Below are 17,614 nucleotides of genomic sequence, written 5' to 3'. Positions count from 1 at the left end.
TGAGGTGACGATGCCCTCCCACGCTCATCGAAACGTGATTCGTTATTCGCTTAAAACGCTTTTATTTGCATTGTTTATCTGTATCAGCCCGCCGCTTTTATGCGGGAATGATGTTCATCTTTCAAAAACCGCTTTCACATCCGGTGAGAAAACAGAGACGATACTGTCCGTCGGTAAACGCGGGTGGTACAGCATCAGGGTGAACGGTATCCCCCCGGCGTCATTCGCCGTCTGTGACAGGATGTCCGGTACCCTTCAATCACAAACAAAGCAGGAAGGGAAAGAAGGAAGACTCGATATCCTCCTCGATAAGGGTGAATATAAAATCAGGATGAAAAAACAACCGGAAACAACAGGGGACCTTTCCGTCGACGTCATCGAATATACGGAAAAAAACATCATACCCGCAAACCGGTCTTTTCCCCGCATCGAGGATCTCGATTCTTTCGAGGGTGAACTCGACGATCTGGAAATCTATTCCTTCTGGGTGGAAACCGTTGAGGATGAACAGCTCGTGATCGATGCAGCCGGCCGCTCGCTTTCATCCGTTTCCCTTTGGCGTGACGGCTACTGGAAAGAATCATTGCATATATCGGAACACCGTATCGATCCGCGATCCGGGAAACCGTTACACCATTACAATATCACGGCACGGCTTCCGGCCGGGACATACCTTCTCCTGTGTGTGGGCGGAGTAAAAGCAGAATGGCCGGATGATGAGAAAACGTCTCCTTTTTATCTCAGGCGCGGTCTCCGCCATCTGGGCGGTGAAAACTTCTTGGAACTGGAGGTATCCCCCTTTGGGACGGATCACTATCTCGCCTCAGGAAGTGCCTCATTTTTCCAGGCGATACAGGAAGATCGGGAGCCGCTTACATTACGTGTCGATTCGAGCACCGGTTCCATCCATAAAGAATCGAAGCATCCATGGTGTTCCCTGTCGCGGTATTCCCAGCGAGACGACCACATCGTTTCAATCACCGCAAAGCCCGGGCATCGCGTCAGGCTGCTTTTTTTCAACAATAAAAACTCGGTGTCATTTTCACGGGAAGAAGCGGGAAAAAGCTGGTTTATTTCCGGTATGCGATCGATCGAAGGAAAACAACGCCTCGATCTAACCGCTTTTTATTCCGAATACGGGGATCTGAATGAAATCAACATCGTTCATGATGAGGTAATCCGGATCGCGAAAGGCAGACAGTTATACAGACAGATCAATCTTTTAGAACATGCATACGCTTTTCTCGCGGTCCAAACAAAAGGCACCTACCGGATAAAGGAGTTCGGTACGGGGGCGAAGGCGGAATATCGTTTTTATCTCAGCAATGATTCGGAATCACGATACCACGCGCCATTCACGAAAGCAGGCAATCAGGTCGAATTGACGAACGGGTACTATGTATTCGAAATCAGGCCTGTCGAAGCGGGAATCCTTCACTTTGCCGTTTATCACCGTGACGATGAGGGGAAGGTAAAGGCGATCGGCGGGACTATTCCACAGGAACCCGCCAACCAATTCATCTGGCCGCGCCTTTCGGTAAGCGGAAACGAAAGAAACCACACGATTCAATGTAATGAGATACCGGGGGTAAGCACGGCACTGATAAAGCGAGAACTTCCCCTCTCGCTCGACGATCCCCTGCCCCTTTACCTGAATCGCGGCGAATCCGTTACCCTTTCTATCTCAGTCGATGCCGAATCCCTGCTCGAAGTGGAAGGAATCTCCTTTACGCTGTCGATCGATAACAGAAAGGCGGGAAACGCTTTCAGACTCGAAGGAGGCCTGCATAGTCTGACGCTCACGAACACTCTTGATTACGGGGATTATTTTTCACTCAACACCCGGCCTATTCCATTAAAAGCCCCGAAACGGCCCCTTTCCGTCAAAGACCCCGAAACGGTCTATCAGGTACTCACCACAGAACAACCGGTCTATACCGATTTTTCGCGCCGTGAGCTTAAGCCGTACCTTCTGCTCGTTTCGCAGCCCGCCCTCTACCGTATCGAAACCTCGGGCAGACTCGCGACCAAAATAACGATGCGAACACCGGTCAAAACCGATGTCTTCAGTGTTTCACAAAACGGCGTGGGAAGAAACGCGCTCTTTCAAACATACCTGAAACAAGGCACGTATCTCGTGCAGGTCGAAACCCTCGGACAATCGGCGGGCAGATGCGGCATTCACTGCAATAAGACCGGCATAACGGAAGGCGCTACGATCCGTGACGAATCAATCTGCAGGTATACCCTGGAGGGAGACCGGGCGATACGGTTCGGGGTTTCGGTGGGAGAAGCGGGAAATTACCTTATCGAAACGATCGGATTCCAGTCCGATTTTCCATACCGCTTCGAGGAGGAAGGGGGATGGCCCCTGGTTCTTGACGGAAACGGAGCATACAGGGGGTATTGCACACCCGGTGAGTATACCTATTATTCCCTCCCGCTTGATTACCGTACCCGAAGGATTACCTCAATGAGGAAAACGGATCCGGTTGGAGAAAACGAACGGGAAATCGTACTGAACGGCGTGAAAAAAGGGATATGGAACGAAAGGCCGGGCAGACCGCCCGATGTCTATTCCCTTTCGCTTCCCGCCGCAATGACGATCACGATCGATCTTTCGGCCGGGATGAAGGGAAGCATGATCCATCTGAAAACCGAAACACAAATCGCTTTTCCCGGCGCCGAACGAAATACATTCGAATGTGACGGGGGTGAGTACCGGATCGAACTTTCGAGTAATGAAGAAAACAACGCATACCCGTATACCATTACCGTCAGGACGGACCAGCTTGCTCCGGGACTCAGCAAACAGATCACCCGATATCCTGCAACAATCGAGGTGAGGAACGATGAAAAGGGAATCCTTCGCATGTGGAGTTACGGAAAGCCGGATCTGAAAGCCTCCCTCTACAACAGCGACAGATCTCTTCTCCTCGATCGAAACGACGATATGGAACATGACTGGAATTTCGAGATGCTCTCACAATACGATGCGGGCAGTTATCTGCTATATATTGAAAAACAGGACAAGGGTTATGACAATACAAGCACGGTCTTTCTTGACAGAATACGGGAACGAACACCGCTTCAATCACGGAAAAATTTTCCATTAACGGAAAATCTCGTTCTGGGTGAAAACACGATAACGAGGATACCGTTTTTTTCCGGCGCTCGCGGGGGACTCGCACGCATCCTCTGTACCGCGGAACTCACCGTTACCGGAACGCTTTATCAGGGTGACAGACGCTGTGCATCGTTTCAGAACGAGTTGACAATCCCCTTAAAACCGGACCGTCGCTACGACCTCATCCTCTCCCACCGTCTGCAGAAAGATATCGAGGCGACAATCGCCATTGAGCAGGTCGAAACCAAACACCTGACGCTCGACGGGAAGAAGGAGGCGGACATCGACAGGGCATTACGACTCGTCAATACCATGAACACGAGTTTTACGATTTCAGGTGTCCGTAAAGGACTCCTTTTTTCCCCCGGATACGAGGTCCCCGCAGAACCGGTGACCCCGGTCCCATATAACATGATCGAAGATACCGGCTGGATTTTCAATACGAATGACGAACACGGTACCATCGGTATCGAGCCTGTAATAATCAATAAGCCCTCGACCGTCTCATTTCCGTTAAACAGAACGGAACACTCCTTTTCACTCTCCTACTACGCAAACGATATTCTTCTTCTCGAGGCATGGCTGCCTGGGAAAAAAATCGGTCTTTCGGTGGCCGGGGAAGGAGAACGGGCGGCCGCTTCCTACCGGTGGGAAGGAATGGGGATGGACAATGAAAAAACAATGTTCGGGCTGCCAATCAAAGGAGAGTTCCGCGGTCGATTATGGATAGCGGAAGACAGCCCTGCAAGAGAAGACCTCCCCCCCTGCACTATTTCCGCCACATCCTTTGCGCTTCAAAACAAGGAAACACTTCCTTTTTACAGCGAAAAAACGGTTACTCTGGGACCCGGAAACGGATACACGTTCACGCTGACCGCAGAACCGCAGCTCATCCGGCTTCTTTTATCAAAAGGGCTCATCGCCTTTCACTGGGAAAACGGCGGGCCGCGGCAGCTTTATGCCGCGACATCGGCGAATCAAAGCCACATCGTTCCGGCGAACGGCGGAAGCTTTTCAATCGTCAATACGACGGGAAAACCGCTGCTTTTCAGGATTGAAGCATCGCGTGCCGAAGGCGGCCGTGCCGAAGGCGGCCGTGCCGAAGGCGGCCGTGCCGAAGGCGGCCGTGCCGAAGGCGGCCGTGACATCATAACGTGCGTCGATGAGAAGACACGCTTCAGGGAATTGTTTTTGGATCACGGAACACTCAGGCTGACCGTTACTTCGAAAAAACGGGAGGGGCTTCTTTGTGTATCAGGTAATATCGCATCGGCCGTACTGAAAGCGGAAAACGGTATCATCTATCAGGGAGAGATGTTCTCGGACGCGCGCGGGCTAATCACACTTCCGCTTTACAATGGTATCTGTGAAATATACCACAAACCGGGCTGTGTCTTTGTCTGGCAGGCCGACTCATCCGAAGTATACGCCCCCATGGTAAAAAACGCGTTGAACCGCGTGCCTGAACCACTGAAAAACGGGATGATAACCGGCGATGGCCCCGGACTTTTTACCGTCAATGTGAAAACACCGGGATTTCTTCATATCCGGAGCGAACTGCCCGGTACTCTCGCTTTGTTCGACCGCAAAAAACTGCTTTCGATCAACCTTTCCCGAACGGCAACCGGTAATACCCTCTTCCGCAATGTCGAACCCGGCACCTACGGCGTGTATCTCGAATCCGCCGGAGACGGGAAGGAAGCGGGAATGCTCTGGTATTCTTTTCTCGTCCCGCATCGGATTACCGAAAACGGGGACGAGAAAGGCTATTTTATCGGGGCGGGTGAATATCAGGCTTTTGTCTTTTCTGTCGAAAAGGAAGGACTCATCGGGATCGGGATAAGGGGGGAGGCCGACGGGCTCTCCGGGATTCTCTATGACCGGCAATTCGGGATTATTGAAGAGGGGCCCCTTATCTTTCATACCCTTTTCCCCGGCGATTATTACTACCTTGTCTTCTCCGGGGATAAAGCGATTCAATACACGCCAAGGCTTCTCGGAACAAGGGGCTCAAGACAGGATATTCCCCACGATGTTTTGAAAAATTACGGTGCGAGATAAGGAAGGAAACAATGAATACCAGGCATATACCTATTATTATCGTACTCATCTTCATCTGCAACCCCATATTATATTCGCTGGGGGAAGGTGAAACGGCGGATATCCGGTATGGGAAACATCTTCCGGATGACACCGCCGGCCTCACGGCAAACCAAGACTGTCTCGTCCTTCCCGAATCCTTTTTACGCAGCTATGATCCGGTCACGGTATTTTACTCCGAATCACGGGGCCCCGCTTCCGGTGGACCTCTCGATAATCCGGAAGGAATCATTTCAATAACCCCGGATCATCCGGGTGAATACAAATGGCTCGACGACCATATACTCCAGTTTTTACCCGCGATCCCCTGGCCCCCGCTTGCGGAGTTCGAAGTTTCGACCGGCACCTGTACGCACCGCATTGCCACCCTCATGATCCCGCCCAAGCACGTGTCTCCGTCCCGAAGAACGGATCTGGAGCCTTTTTCGGAAATCACCCTTACCTTCGGCGAACGAATCGAACCCCGCGACCTTGCGGAAATGATCACCATCACAATACAGCAGCTGCCCGGCCTCGATGAACAGGAAACACGCTGGATCACGGGAGAGGATATACGGATCAAGGAATTCGACCGGGAAAAACGTTCTTCCGATTCGATATATATTGTCACACTTTCCTCCCCTGTCGAATACGGCAAACGCGCGGTCCTCTCGCTCGATCTTTCACTGAACCCCGCGATCCCGGGCTCGGTTGCCACCTACACCTTCGAGACAAAACGGGAGTTTACGATCGCCGGTATGGGAAGCGGCTCTGTCAAATATCCGATCGCGCGAAACGGCAGCGTTTATTCACTGGAACAGGCGATTAATTGCGGAACAAGAAAAAATCCTCTCTTCATCGAATTCTCTGAAGACTTAGCATCGCCTTCGGTCGAGGAGGTGAAAAAGCTCGTCAAAATCACGCCCGCCGTCCGCAACCTCACCTATAACGCCTACGGGAAAAGAATCATCCTCTACTTTGACGCTGAACGCGAAACACCTTATCAGATGGCCCTCTCCCATATCCCCCTTGAAAGCAGATCGGGACGGCGGCTTTCCTCTTTCGGACAATCGTCGATGTATTTCTATTACACCTCGTTGAGTCCCTCCATACGGTGGCTGCAGGCAAGCGCGATCGTCGAACGGTACGGGCCCCAGTACCACCCGATGACCGGCCGGGCCATGGAAAAAATAGATCTGAGAATCCATAAAGTCAGTCCCCTCGATCTCAATTTCTGGCCGTTTCCCACGAATCCCGTGATCATCGATGAATCGACCCCGCCCAGGATGCCCGGCGAGGAACCGGAATACGGGACACAGATCGCGGAGCAGATCAGGCTTCTCGGCACCCCCCTCATCTCCCGGGTGATATCCCTTCCCATCGATAAAAGCACCTCGAACGCCGATTTCGGTATCGATGTCGCCTCCATGCTCGCAGAAATTTCGGGTCCCGGCGCGCCGGGAACCTATCTCCTCGGTTACCGCGAACTCGAGGGTTCCTCGCGGCGGTATTACGTTAAAATGACCGTCACGGACCTGAGTCTGAGTACGATCGAAGAAGAACAGGGTATCAATTTTATCGTCACATCCCTGAAAACCGGACAGCCGCTTTCCGGGGCCGATATATCGATACAGTCTTACGAAGACAAACAATGGAAAACGATCATCCGCGGATCGACAGACCGGGAAGGCCGGTTTTACTATTCCCATATGGTCGAAATACCGGAACGTATAAAGCGAATCGTTGTATCCCTCGACGGGGATTATCTGGTTTTAGACCCGCAAAATCCGCCGCCCGAGTTCATGAACAATCACTGGTTCGGGTCTTCGGGCAACTGGCTTTCCTGGCTGAACAGTAAACCCGTCACCATAAAAGAGGAAGCGGCTAAAAAAGGCTTTATTCTCACAGAACGCCCCATTTACCGCCCGGAAGAGTCGGTTCATGTCCTCGGCTACAAACGTGTCTGGAAGCAGGGTATTATACGAATCGATCGCGAGACGGGAGCGCAGGTGATCGTTAGCGGTCCCGGCGGGAAATCATGGGATTACAAGGTAACCTTGAACGAATACGGTTATTTTTCCCTTCTCTTCGACAAACAGAATATACCCACCGGTACGTACACGGTATATTTGATGGATACTGATTCCGGGTCGCAGCTTGCTTCAACTTCCTTTAAAAAGGAAGCCTACCGAATTCCCCGTTTTGAAATTAATCTTTCCGCCCCGGAGAAGACTCCCCTGGATGAAGTGTTTACCGTGACCATGACCGCCGACTACTACTCAGGCGGCCGGGTGGTCGACCAGCAGATAACCTGGGAAGTCAACCGCTATGGCTACCAGATCACTTCCCATGATTTTCCGGGTTATCTTTTTTCATCCGACGAGCGGTTTACCGCAGTCCGAGCCGGGGGATTTCTGGGAAGCTACTCACTCGAGGACCTGACCGACGCTAACGGATCGGCGACCCTCACTATCGATCCCTCGACGGAAAACACCTCGATCCCGCAGCGGTATGTCATCCACGCGACAGTCCGCGGGGCCGATATTCAGACGGTTACCGCTTCGACGAGCGTACTCGCCCTCCCGCCGTTCGTTATCGGACTGAAACTCGAAAAGCTGATACGGGAGGGACTCGCCGTCACACCGGAAATACTCGTGATCGGCCATAACGAGGCGCCCCTTGCGGGAAAGGAAATAAAAGTGCGCCTCTATCACCGCGAGTGGCACTCCTACCTGACCGAAACCGATATTACCACCGGGGAGGCCGCTTACAATTCCGATATCGTCGACAAACTTATTTTCGAAAAGGAATATGTTTCCGGTGAAAAACCGATCCGTCTGTCCGTCCCGGTGACGGAATCCGGCATCTATGTGGCGGAAGTCCTCGGCTGGGACAACCTGGGCCGGATGCAGAAGGTATATACCGATTGTTTCGTGACCGGGGACACCCCCGTCACATGGAAAAAAACGGAGGCCAATATATTCGAGACCACCCTCGACAAATCATCATATTCACCAGGAGACCTCGCCACCCTTCTTTTGAAAAGCCCCTTTCAGTCCGCGCGCGCTTTGATCGCGGTGGAAAAGCCGGACGCAAATGAATATCACTGGATCGATATCAAAAACGGCACGGGGCTTTTTTCCATTCCCGTGACCAAAAACATGATCCCCAGGCTTCCCGTTCATACCCTCCTTATACGAGGAAGGCTTCCGGGCGGCGGAACGGAACAGGTCCGTTTCAAAGACGACAGGCGAAAGCCCCAGGCGATGGCAAATACCACCTGGATATACGTGGAACCCGATGAAAACAAGGCGCTCATCACATTGGATCATCCTAATAAAACGGAACCGGGTGAGGAGATAACCCTCACCGTTACCATGACCGATGCCCGGGGTGTCCCCCTTGACGGGGCTGTCTCCCTCTGGCTCGTCGACAGGGCGGTCCTGGCGCTGGGAACGGAACAATTCAAAAACCCGCTGTATTCGTTTATCGGGGACGTCCGTTCCCACATCAGAATTCGCGAAACGAGAAACGATGTGGTGGGCAATCTCGCCGTCGAGGAAAATCCCGGCGGCGGCGGCGAATTCGAAAAGGAGATCGGTCTCATCGAACGAACATCGATACGCCGTGTATTCCAGACCGTGCCGTATTTCAACGATACAATTGTCGTACGAAACGGGAAAGCTTCGGTCCGCATAACCCTCCCCGACAACCTCACCGATTTTGCCGTCAGGGCGATCGGTATCTCCGGCCCGGATAAGTTCGGAACCGCATCATCCAGAATCTCGGTCCGCCTTCCACTCATCGTCCAGTCATCGCTTCCCCGCTTTGTCCGGCCGTTCGACGATTTCGTCGCCGGCGGCATCGGTCGGGTCGTCGAAGGCGAAGGGGGTCCGGGTTCGTATCAGATTAAAACGGACGGAATGTATATCAGACGCGACGGCGGGCTTTTTATCGAACAATCGGGACACCTTGTGTGGGAAACGGGAAGGCCGCACCGTCTCTATTTCCCCTTTCATGTTCCTGAAGAAACATCGGAACCGTACATGAAGGAGGTCAGAATCACCCTTGCCGTCAAGCGCGACGCGGACAACGCGTCCGACGGATTCAGCCTGCGGCTTCCGTGGCAATATGATATCGCGAAAAACAGGATCGACCGCTTCGGACTGCTGACCGGTAAAAAGCCGCTTCAGTTTCCGGGAATCGGGGAGGCGTACAGAAAAAACAGCGTCCGCCGACGTTTCATCATCACCACCGAACCGGTCCTTCTTTCCATCCTGAACGGGATGACCTATCTTTCGAATTACGCCCACCTCTGCACCGAACAGCGTATCAGCAAACTCTATCCAGGCCTCGCACTCTTCAATCTCTTCAACACACTCGGATTAAAAGACGCCTATTATCCGGATACCCATCAGATGAGCGAACTGGTCGCCTACCTCGGTTCGTGTCTGACGGATGACGGCCTCTACTCGTTCTGGCCCGGCTCTGCGGGGTATGTCTTTCTGACCGCCTATGTGGTCGAGTTTCTCTCTCTGGCAAGAACCGCCGGATTCGATTTCCCCGGGGATCTCCTCGACAGACCGGTTGCCGCCCTGAAACGCGCCCTGAGAAGCGACTACGCTTTCCTCACATCGGGATACGCCCTGCGCGAACGGATCGAGGCCCTGCTCGCGTTGGGTGAGATCGGCATCTATGAAGAGGAATACGCGCAGGACCTCCTCGTTGCCGCCTATCATTCGGATCTCTATGAACAGGGTCGAATCCTGTATTACTTTATCAAAAACGGTAAAAAATCGAACGAGCAGGCGAAAAAACTCCTCGCGCTGCTGCGGGAACGTACCGTGTTTTCCCTCGATGAGAAAAGGAAAAGGGTGTTCGAGGGGCTTCAATATACGAACACCAGGTGGGGTGGTCCCGTTCTTTCTTACGAAATGCAGAGTTTTGCTTCCGTGCTGCGCGCTCTTTACCATGCCGATCCGTCATCGAAAGACGTCCGGCTGATGCTCGATTACCTGGTTTCACGTTCCGACGAAGACGGCTGGGGGAACACGGCCACGAATGTCGCGGTGCTTCTTGCACTCGGCGATATCCTCTCGATCGAGGCAAAGCGCCGGGACAACGTCGTGTTCACCCTCGAATCAGGGGGGAGAAAAAGCGACCTCGTGCTGAAAGACTCGCCCCTTCTCATTCACGAAGACACGCAGGCGGACGAATGTTCCCTCACCCTCTCTTCCTCGAACGCGAAGACAGATCCCGCCTGCTTTTATTCCATCGAATACGTCCCCGCCGGACCGGGGGACACGGTAACCGCCGTATCAAAGGGATTTGTCTTGAGCAGGGAACATCTCCGCTACCACAGCGACAACCGGCTTGCGGCAAAAAACGCGGTACAGGCTGGCGGCACGATCCGGTATGAAACGGAAGACATTGTCGAAGAACACATCCGGCTTGTCAGTGCCTCTGACGAGTACTATGTGGCGATCCGCGTTCCCCTCGCATCGGGATTCGAACCGCTGAATCCGGAACTGAAAACGGCCCCCAAAGAGGCAAAACCGGCCGGAAGTTTCACGCGGCAGCCCTCATACAGCGTGTACGCAGACGATCATGTCACCTTTTATTACGACTACCTTCCCCGCGGCACCTACGATTTTTATTTTCGCGTCCGTGCCGGCTTCGAAGGTCAGTGCATCCAGCCCCCCGCGACATGCGGCCTCATGTACGACCTGTCGAAATACGGGAGAAGCGACGGAACGAGAATAAAGATCGATACCAAAAAGGACGGAAAGTAGCGGACCGGTCAATGAGACGAACGCCGATAAGAGAGACAATCAAACCCCTTGTTGCCTTGTCATTCATTATTCTTTTCCTTGCCCATTTTATGTTGTTCGTTCATGCGTTCCTCACCGCACGATTGGCGGGCCCTCCCGCGACACCCCTTTTCGAGGACAGAGACAACGAATATTTGACCGATTTCCAGAACGGAGACGGTAAATACGGATTCTGGAAGATCGAGGGACCGGTTCCCGAAAGGATAAAAGCGGCGTTTATCGCGATCGAAGACAAACGTTTTTATTCCCATATCGGCTGTGATTTCAGATCACTTCTCCGGGCCTTACTCAATAACATAAGCGGAAAACCCGTACAGGGTGGGTCAACCATTCCGATGCAGGTCGCGCGCATGCAGAATCCCAAAAAAAGAGAACTCCTCAACAAACTGAGTGAAATCTACACGGCGATGCTGCTCGTGCTGAAGTATCCGCGGGAGGAAATACTCCGCCACTATTTGAGGATCGTCCCGCAGGGAAACCAGATGCACGGCGTCGCGTACGCGGCGCGGCGGTATTTCCGGAAACCCCTCTCCGACATCAGCTGGGCCGAAGCAGCGCTTCTCACTGCGGTGATCAAGGCGCCGGGAGAAATGAACCTCTATACGTTCGACGGTTCGCTCAAGGCGGCGAAACGGGCTCGTATTATTCTGGAAATACTGTATTCGGAAGGACATATGTCCGGAGAAGAATACCGGACCGCGCTTGGTGTGCTGTATGATAAAAGCTATCAGATAAAAGAGTGCCGTCCCGAATACGCCTATCACTATCTTTTCAGGCTGCTCGAAACGTACGGAAAAAAAACGGGGGAAAACGGAACCCAAAATTATTCCCGCCCGGTACGAACGAGTCTCGATCGGGAAATCCAGCAATTTCTCGACCGGACGGCGGCGCAGTGTATGGCGCAATACAGGCCGTGCGGCGCGGGCAATATCGCCGTGATCGTCGCTGAAACGAAAACAGGAAATATTTTGGGATATATCGGGAGCGAGCGCTACGATGACAAAGAAAACGCCGGGGCGATCAATTACGCCGACACCCCCCGCTCTTCCGGGAGTACCCTGAAACCGTTTCTTTACGGATTGGGGCTCGATACCGGGACCTTTACGCCGGCCAGTATCATTCCCGATCTTCCCCTTTCCATCCTGAGTATTAAAGGTGAATACAGGCCGGGTAATTTTGACGACGATTACCTCGGCCCGCTGCTGTACCGCCACGCCCTTGCCAACAGCAGGAATATTCCCGCCATTCGGGTGCTCGATGCAATCGGCATCGACAGGACACTCGGATATTTCAGCGAACTCGGTCTCGGAAGCGGCGCTGAACACCCGTCTGATTATTACGGCTACGGGCTTGCCGTCGGCGGGCTGTATGTCACCCTCGAACAACTGGTTTCCGCCTACGGAATGCTCGCCCGAGACGGGGAGACATTCCGGCTTTGTTTCGAGTATAAAAGCCGGGAGGAGAAAGGAAGGCGGCTCATGTCCGTCAATGCCGCAAGGCAGATCTCGCTGTTTCTCTCCGATCCGCTTGCCCGCTCGCCTTCTTTCAAACAATTGAGCAGAATCGGCTTTTCCTATCCCATCGCCATAAAAACGGGAACCTCCCAGGGTTACCGCGACGCATGGGCGGTCGGCTATAACGCCGATTACATCGTCGGGATATGGATGGGGCATCCGAAAAACCACCGTATGAATCACCTCACGGGCGGTGAGGCGGCCCTTGCGGTATATTCCGTCTTCACCTTCCTGGACCCGGAAAAAAAGCAGGGAATACGGGAAGAACCGTTCAAAAAGCCACCGGATACCATTCCGCGGAAGATATGCAAGCTCTCGGGAAAATGTGCCGGTTCTTTTTGTACCGATATTTCGATCGAATATTTCCGTCCTGGTGAAGAGCCCCTCGAATATTGCGGTTTCCACAGGGAGTTTGCCATCGACGGCGCGACGGGCAAACCCGCGGGAAAAACAACCCCCGTTAACAGGGTCGTCACACAGTCATATGCCGTTCTTCCCCCCGAATACGGCGCGTGGGCCGTCAAACACGGCTATAAAACACCCGAAGTCGCCTATGAAACCCTCGATGATGCATCGATCACCATTCTCGATCCCCAAAACGGCTCAAGTCTTCTTATCGATCCGGAAACACCCCGCGCCTGCCAATCGATCCCCCTCAGGGCGCACGTTGAGCCCCTTGTTAAGGAAATCGTCTGGCTCGTCGACGGGGAAGCGTATCAGGTAACCGGATTCCCCTACAGTATCCGGTGGAACCTCGAACAGGGAACACATACGATACAGGCGAAATTCGCCCGCGCCCATATCTACAGCAAAAAAGTCGTGATCGACGTCGATGACTACTGAGACAAGGAGTATACAATGAAACTTTTCCATTTCCTCATCCTGATATTCGCAGCGACGTTTCCCTGCCTCGCTGAAGATTATCTCATCCGGGACGGCTTTGCCATCATGGGCGAATGGAAGCGTATCAATGGATCATGGACGATAAAAAACGGGGTCCTCGTCCAGGAAGATACCGCCGATACGATGACCCATTCGGCAAGAATGGTCAAACAGGAAGGAATCATGGAATACGAGTTTGATTGCTTCTATAGAGGCGGACTTTCCGATCGTTACGGGGGGTTCGGCATCCATATCTGCATCGATTCCCCGACATCCGGAAGAAGCTGGGGGATGGGACGCTCTTTCCTCCTCTGGATGACCTTCGATCCCAAAGCCTACGGCCGGGACGACTGCTTTTTCCTCCAGGTCTACCGGAGTACGTCTCCGGTACATATGGATTTCCTTCACAATAAAAAGGGCGACGAATACCCCCTCGATCCCGATATTCTTTCTCCTGAGGATTTTACGGCGACGGGACGGGACAATGATCATCTCCGGTTCAGAATACGCATCGATTGCACTAACGGAAAAGGCAGGTTTTATCATCCCCGTAAACCTGAATATTATTACCCCTTTGACCTGGACACGGTCATACAGCCGGGGATGTATATCTCCTTCAGAACGAACAGTCTTTCGATCGGGATCGACGAGGTAATCGTGAGAGCTATTGAATGAGAGAAATATTTTTTTAAAAACGACGTATGAACTCCTGTTAAAAATACGAAATGTGATAGACTATATATCCAAACACGACAACGATTCGGTTATACAATAATTTTTCATACATAAGGAGGAACGTTCATATGGGAGAAGGTAATAGAGGTTACGGCATGGGATGGATACCGGATTATCCCGATTTCAGGGACTATACGGTCGACCGCACGTCACTCTCGCAAAAGCAGCGGGAACTGGGACTGAAAAGATCCATCAGTGACATGCTGGGTGCGGTAAAAGCGGGGAAAAAAAGTAAAACCGGAGTCCCGGCTGCTGTGTCTCTCCGGGAATGGTTTTCCCCGGTCGAAAACCAGCTGTCCCTCGGTTCGTGTACCTCGCATGCGGGCGTGGGACTTTTGGAGTATTTCGAACGGAGGTCGTTCGACAGGCACATCGACGCCTCTCGTCTCTTCCTCTACAAGGCGACTCGGAACCTCATGCGGACAAATGGCGATACGGGCGCGTTCATCCGGACGACCATGGGCGCCATGGTCCTCTTCGGGGTTCCGCCGGAGGCTTACTGGCCGTATTCGGAAAGCACATTCGATGAGGAACCGACGGCGTTCTGTTATTCGTTCGGCCTGAACTACCAGGCGATCAGCTATTACCGCCTCGATCCCCCGGGAACGGAAAAAAACGAACTGCTTTCCCTTATCAAGACAAATATTTCCAGCGGCCTTCCGTCGATGTTCGGGTTCACGGTCTATGATTCCATCGATCAGGCCTCATCCTCGGGGAAAATTCCCTTCCCGTCCTCGGGGGAAAGCATCCTCGGCGGCCACGCCGTCATTGCCGCGGGTTACGACGATAAGATGGAGATCGTCAATACCACAGCCGGCGGCGGGGCGAACAAAACGACCGGCGCGCTTTTGATACGAAACTCGTGGGGAACGGGATGGGGCGACGTGGGCTACGGGTGGCTTCCTTATGAATATGTCCTCCGGGGACTCGCGGTCGACTGGTGGTCGCTCATAAAAAACGAATGGATCGAAACAGGCAGATTCGGGCTCTGAACGGGAAGTGAAAATACCGCCTGCAAAGGAGTGACTTCCTTTGGAAGTCGTTTGCTTATATCAATCAACCGCCTTTCTCAGGACGCGCGAGGCCGTCCAAAAAGGCTTTGAGTCGTTTCAAATCGTCCCACACCGGCTGCCTGAGCGACTGGTCCCGCAACACGGCGCTCGGATGGTATGTGGCGAAAAGGGGAATACCCCGATAACCGTATTGCTTTCCGCGGATCGCCCCGATACTCGTCCCCGGCCTTTCTGAGAGAATCTGCGCGGCGATTCTTCCCACGCAGAGAATCGCGCGGGGCCGCAGTAAAGCGATCTGTTTTTCGAGGTACGGCAGGCAGGATGATATTTCCTCTTCCCGCGGATCGCGATTGTGGGGCGGACGGCATTTGACGATGTTGCCGATAAAGCAATGAGAAGCCCTCGACAGCCCTATCGCGGCAAGCCATTTGTCGAGATATTTACCCGCCCTGCCGACAAACGGCCTTCCCGTCCTGTCTTCTTCTTCACCCGGCCCCTCACCCACTATCATCAAAAGCGGATCGATAACTCCGTCTCCCGGAACGGCTGTTTTTCTGCTGAAGTGAAGATGGCATTTCATGCAGCCCGCTATTTCACCCGCGCACGCCGCAAGGGCTTTGTTCCGATCCTCTTGTATCGTCCTTTTTTGGGGAACGGTATTCATTGTGAGTGGGGGATGCGTCTTTCTGTATCCGGATAAGGCATCGTCCTCGATCAGGTTCAACACATTCCACAATCGTTTATAAAGATTTTTCTTCTCCGTCATACAACACCTTGTCAAGAAAAAGTCCTCTCGATTCGATCGTCTGTCCCGCACGGCGCCGTTCGCGTGCCGCAAGAATATCATTGATGATTTCGGCCGGCATCGCTTTTTCTTCGCATTCCAGAATCGTTCCCACGATATTCCGCACCATCCGGTATAAAAATGCGTCCGCCGCGATCTTGTAGACCAGAAAATCTCCCTGCGGATAAAAACATGAAGAAAAAACGACCCGCTTCTTCGACGTACTCTCATCACCTGAGGCGCAAAAACTGGTAAAATCGTGTTCGCCGATCAGGTATCCGGCCATCCTGTTTATCTTTTTGAGATTTGGCCGTCGGTATCTTCTCAGTGCATACCGGTGATAATGCGGAAGCACCACCGGACCAAAATAGAGAAAATACCGGTAAATCCGGACCCTCGCCGAATACCGCGCGTGAAAATCAAAGGAAGCCTCGCGGCTTTCGATTACCCTCACGTCTCGATCGAGACCCGAATTGATCGCCTCCCGGAACCGCGAACCTTCGATCGAATCGATATCCGATAAAAAATGGATGACCTGACCCGTCGCATGGACGCCGGAGTCGGTTCTTCCCGCCGCGATGACGCCGACCGGGTGACCATGTACGGCCGCCAGCGCGGCCTCGATGCGGCCCTGTACCGTCCGGTCTTCCTTCTGAATCTGCCACCCCGAAAAATCCGTCCCGTCATAGCAGAGGGTGGCGCGAATGTTTCTCATAACCCGATCCTCTCCGAACCCGGTACCGGTGCGCGCCTCATGGCAAGACCGCCCGACTGCACGGCGCCGCGTTTCAGGACAACTCTATCTTCAACTGCTGGATCTCTTTTCCGACGTCGTTGTAAAGATCCTTCGCTTTTTCCAGAATCGTCGATGGTTTCGCCTTGGTTGCTTTGCCGATGCCGTGCGTTTTCGAAATGACCCTTTTTATGTTTTCGAGGGATTTTACCCGTTTTTCTACATCCTTTGTCGGACCGTAAAGAAACTCCAGAAGACTCGAGAGATAAAGCAGCCCTTCATAACCGTAATTTTTATCGATATCGGGGCCGAATGTCCTGATGCCGCTCAACAATTCTTTCCCTTTCTGTTCCCATTCGATCGCGAGTCCATAGAAAAAACGTGCCTTGCGGTAGAACAGCAGTGAAAGATAGTCGAAGTTTTCATCGGGATATTTCCTGTGAAGATCCGCATACAGCCAGGCGGACCTGATCGAAGCGATAGCACGCTTGATCGTCGGAGAAAACCGTTTGTCGAAGTGTTCATAGCACATCACAGCGAAATAGTAACTCGAGACACCCTCTTTCAGATCGCGCGGTTCGGTGAAATTGAGATTCGGAAAAATCATTGAAATACTCTCTTTACGTTTCATCGTCTCCGATTCTATCCGTTCTTTTGCCGCAGAGGATGCCTGGCTGAAATCATCGGGAAATGTCGCGTAATAACAGGACGGGCACACCGTTATGACATAGATGAGGGGGCATTGTTCCCCGTATTTTTTCGAGGGTTCGTACAGGCGCCGCAGATCCCGTGTGAGTTTGCCGGCCAGAAGCCTTCCCCCGCCGCTGTGCATTTCTTCGCGATAAAACCGCGTTCCGCATACGGGACAAATCAATTGATTTTTAGAAAAATAGGTTATCTTTTTTATCGAGTCCCC

8 protein-coding genes are annotated in these 17,614 nt (G+C 52.8%); 5 read left to right on the top strand and 3 right to left on the bottom strand.

Features of this window, described 5'->3' with window-relative positions:
- Positions 1-10: 10 nt before the first annotated feature.
- The 5 genes from JW881_14270 to JW881_14250 all read left to right on the top strand — a co-directional run bounded on the left by JW881_14270 (position 11) and on the right by JW881_14250 (position 15,160).
- Positions 11-5,188 carry a hypothetical protein gene (locus tag JW881_14270; protein MBN1698677.1) on the top strand — a complete coding sequence of 1,726 codons (5,178 nt, stop codon included), beginning with the start codon at positions 11-13 and terminating at the stop codon, positions 5,186-5,188.
- A gap of 11 nt (positions 5,189-5,199) precedes the next feature.
- Complete coding sequence (locus JW881_14265) at positions 5,200-10,998, top strand: hypothetical protein (protein MBN1698676.1); 5,799 nt, start codon at positions 5,200-5,202, stop codon at positions 10,996-10,998.
- 11 nt (positions 10,999-11,009) lie between these two features.
- On the top strand, positions 11,010-13,394 hold the full coding sequence (locus tag JW881_14260; protein MBN1698675.1) for a transglycosylase domain-containing protein: 2,385 nt from the start codon (positions 11,010-11,012) through the stop codon (positions 13,392-13,394).
- Between the two features lie 15 nt (positions 13,395-13,409).
- The gene (locus tag JW881_14255) at positions 13,410-14,108 is read left to right on the top strand and encodes a hypothetical protein (protein MBN1698674.1); all 699 of its coding nucleotides are present in this window, start codon (positions 13,410-13,412) and stop codon (positions 14,106-14,108) included.
- 128 nt (positions 14,109-14,236) lie between these two features.
- On the top strand, positions 14,237-15,160 hold the full coding sequence (locus JW881_14250; protein ID MBN1698673.1) for a hypothetical protein: 924 nt from the start codon (positions 14,237-14,239) through the stop codon (positions 15,158-15,160).
- A 64-nt stretch (positions 15,161-15,224) separates the two neighbouring features.
- Here the strand turns inward: JW881_14250 and JW881_14245 are convergent, their stop codons facing one another.
- The 3 genes from JW881_14245 to JW881_14235 all read right to left on the bottom strand — a co-directional run bounded on the left by JW881_14245 (position 15,225) and on the right by JW881_14235 (position 17,605).
- On the bottom strand, positions 15,225-15,947 hold the full coding sequence (locus tag JW881_14245) for a uracil-DNA glycosylase (GenBank protein MBN1698672.1): 723 nt from the start codon (positions 15,945-15,947) through the stop codon (positions 15,225-15,227).
- Entirely contained in the window at positions 15,922-16,680 is a 759-nt protein-coding gene (gene truA / locus JW881_14240) for a tRNA pseudouridine(38-40) synthase TruA (GenBank protein MBN1698671.1), read from the bottom strand. The genes JW881_14245 and truA overlap by 26 nt, the downstream gene beginning before the upstream one ends.
- 73 nt (positions 16,681-16,753) lie before the next feature.
- A complete protein-coding gene (locus tag JW881_14235) occupies positions 16,754-17,605 on the bottom strand; it encodes a DUF2225 domain-containing protein (protein ID MBN1698670.1) in 852 nt (283 codons plus the stop codon).
- Positions 17,606-17,614 lie beyond the last annotated feature (9 nt).

The sequence above is a fragment of the Spirochaetales bacterium genome (assembly GCA_016930085.1).
Lineage (GTDB): Bacteria > Spirochaetota > Spirochaetia > SZUA-6 > JAFGRV01 > JAFGHO01.
Note: the sequence above shows the minus strand (reverse complement) of the source record. Positions and strands in the feature narration are given on the sequence as shown.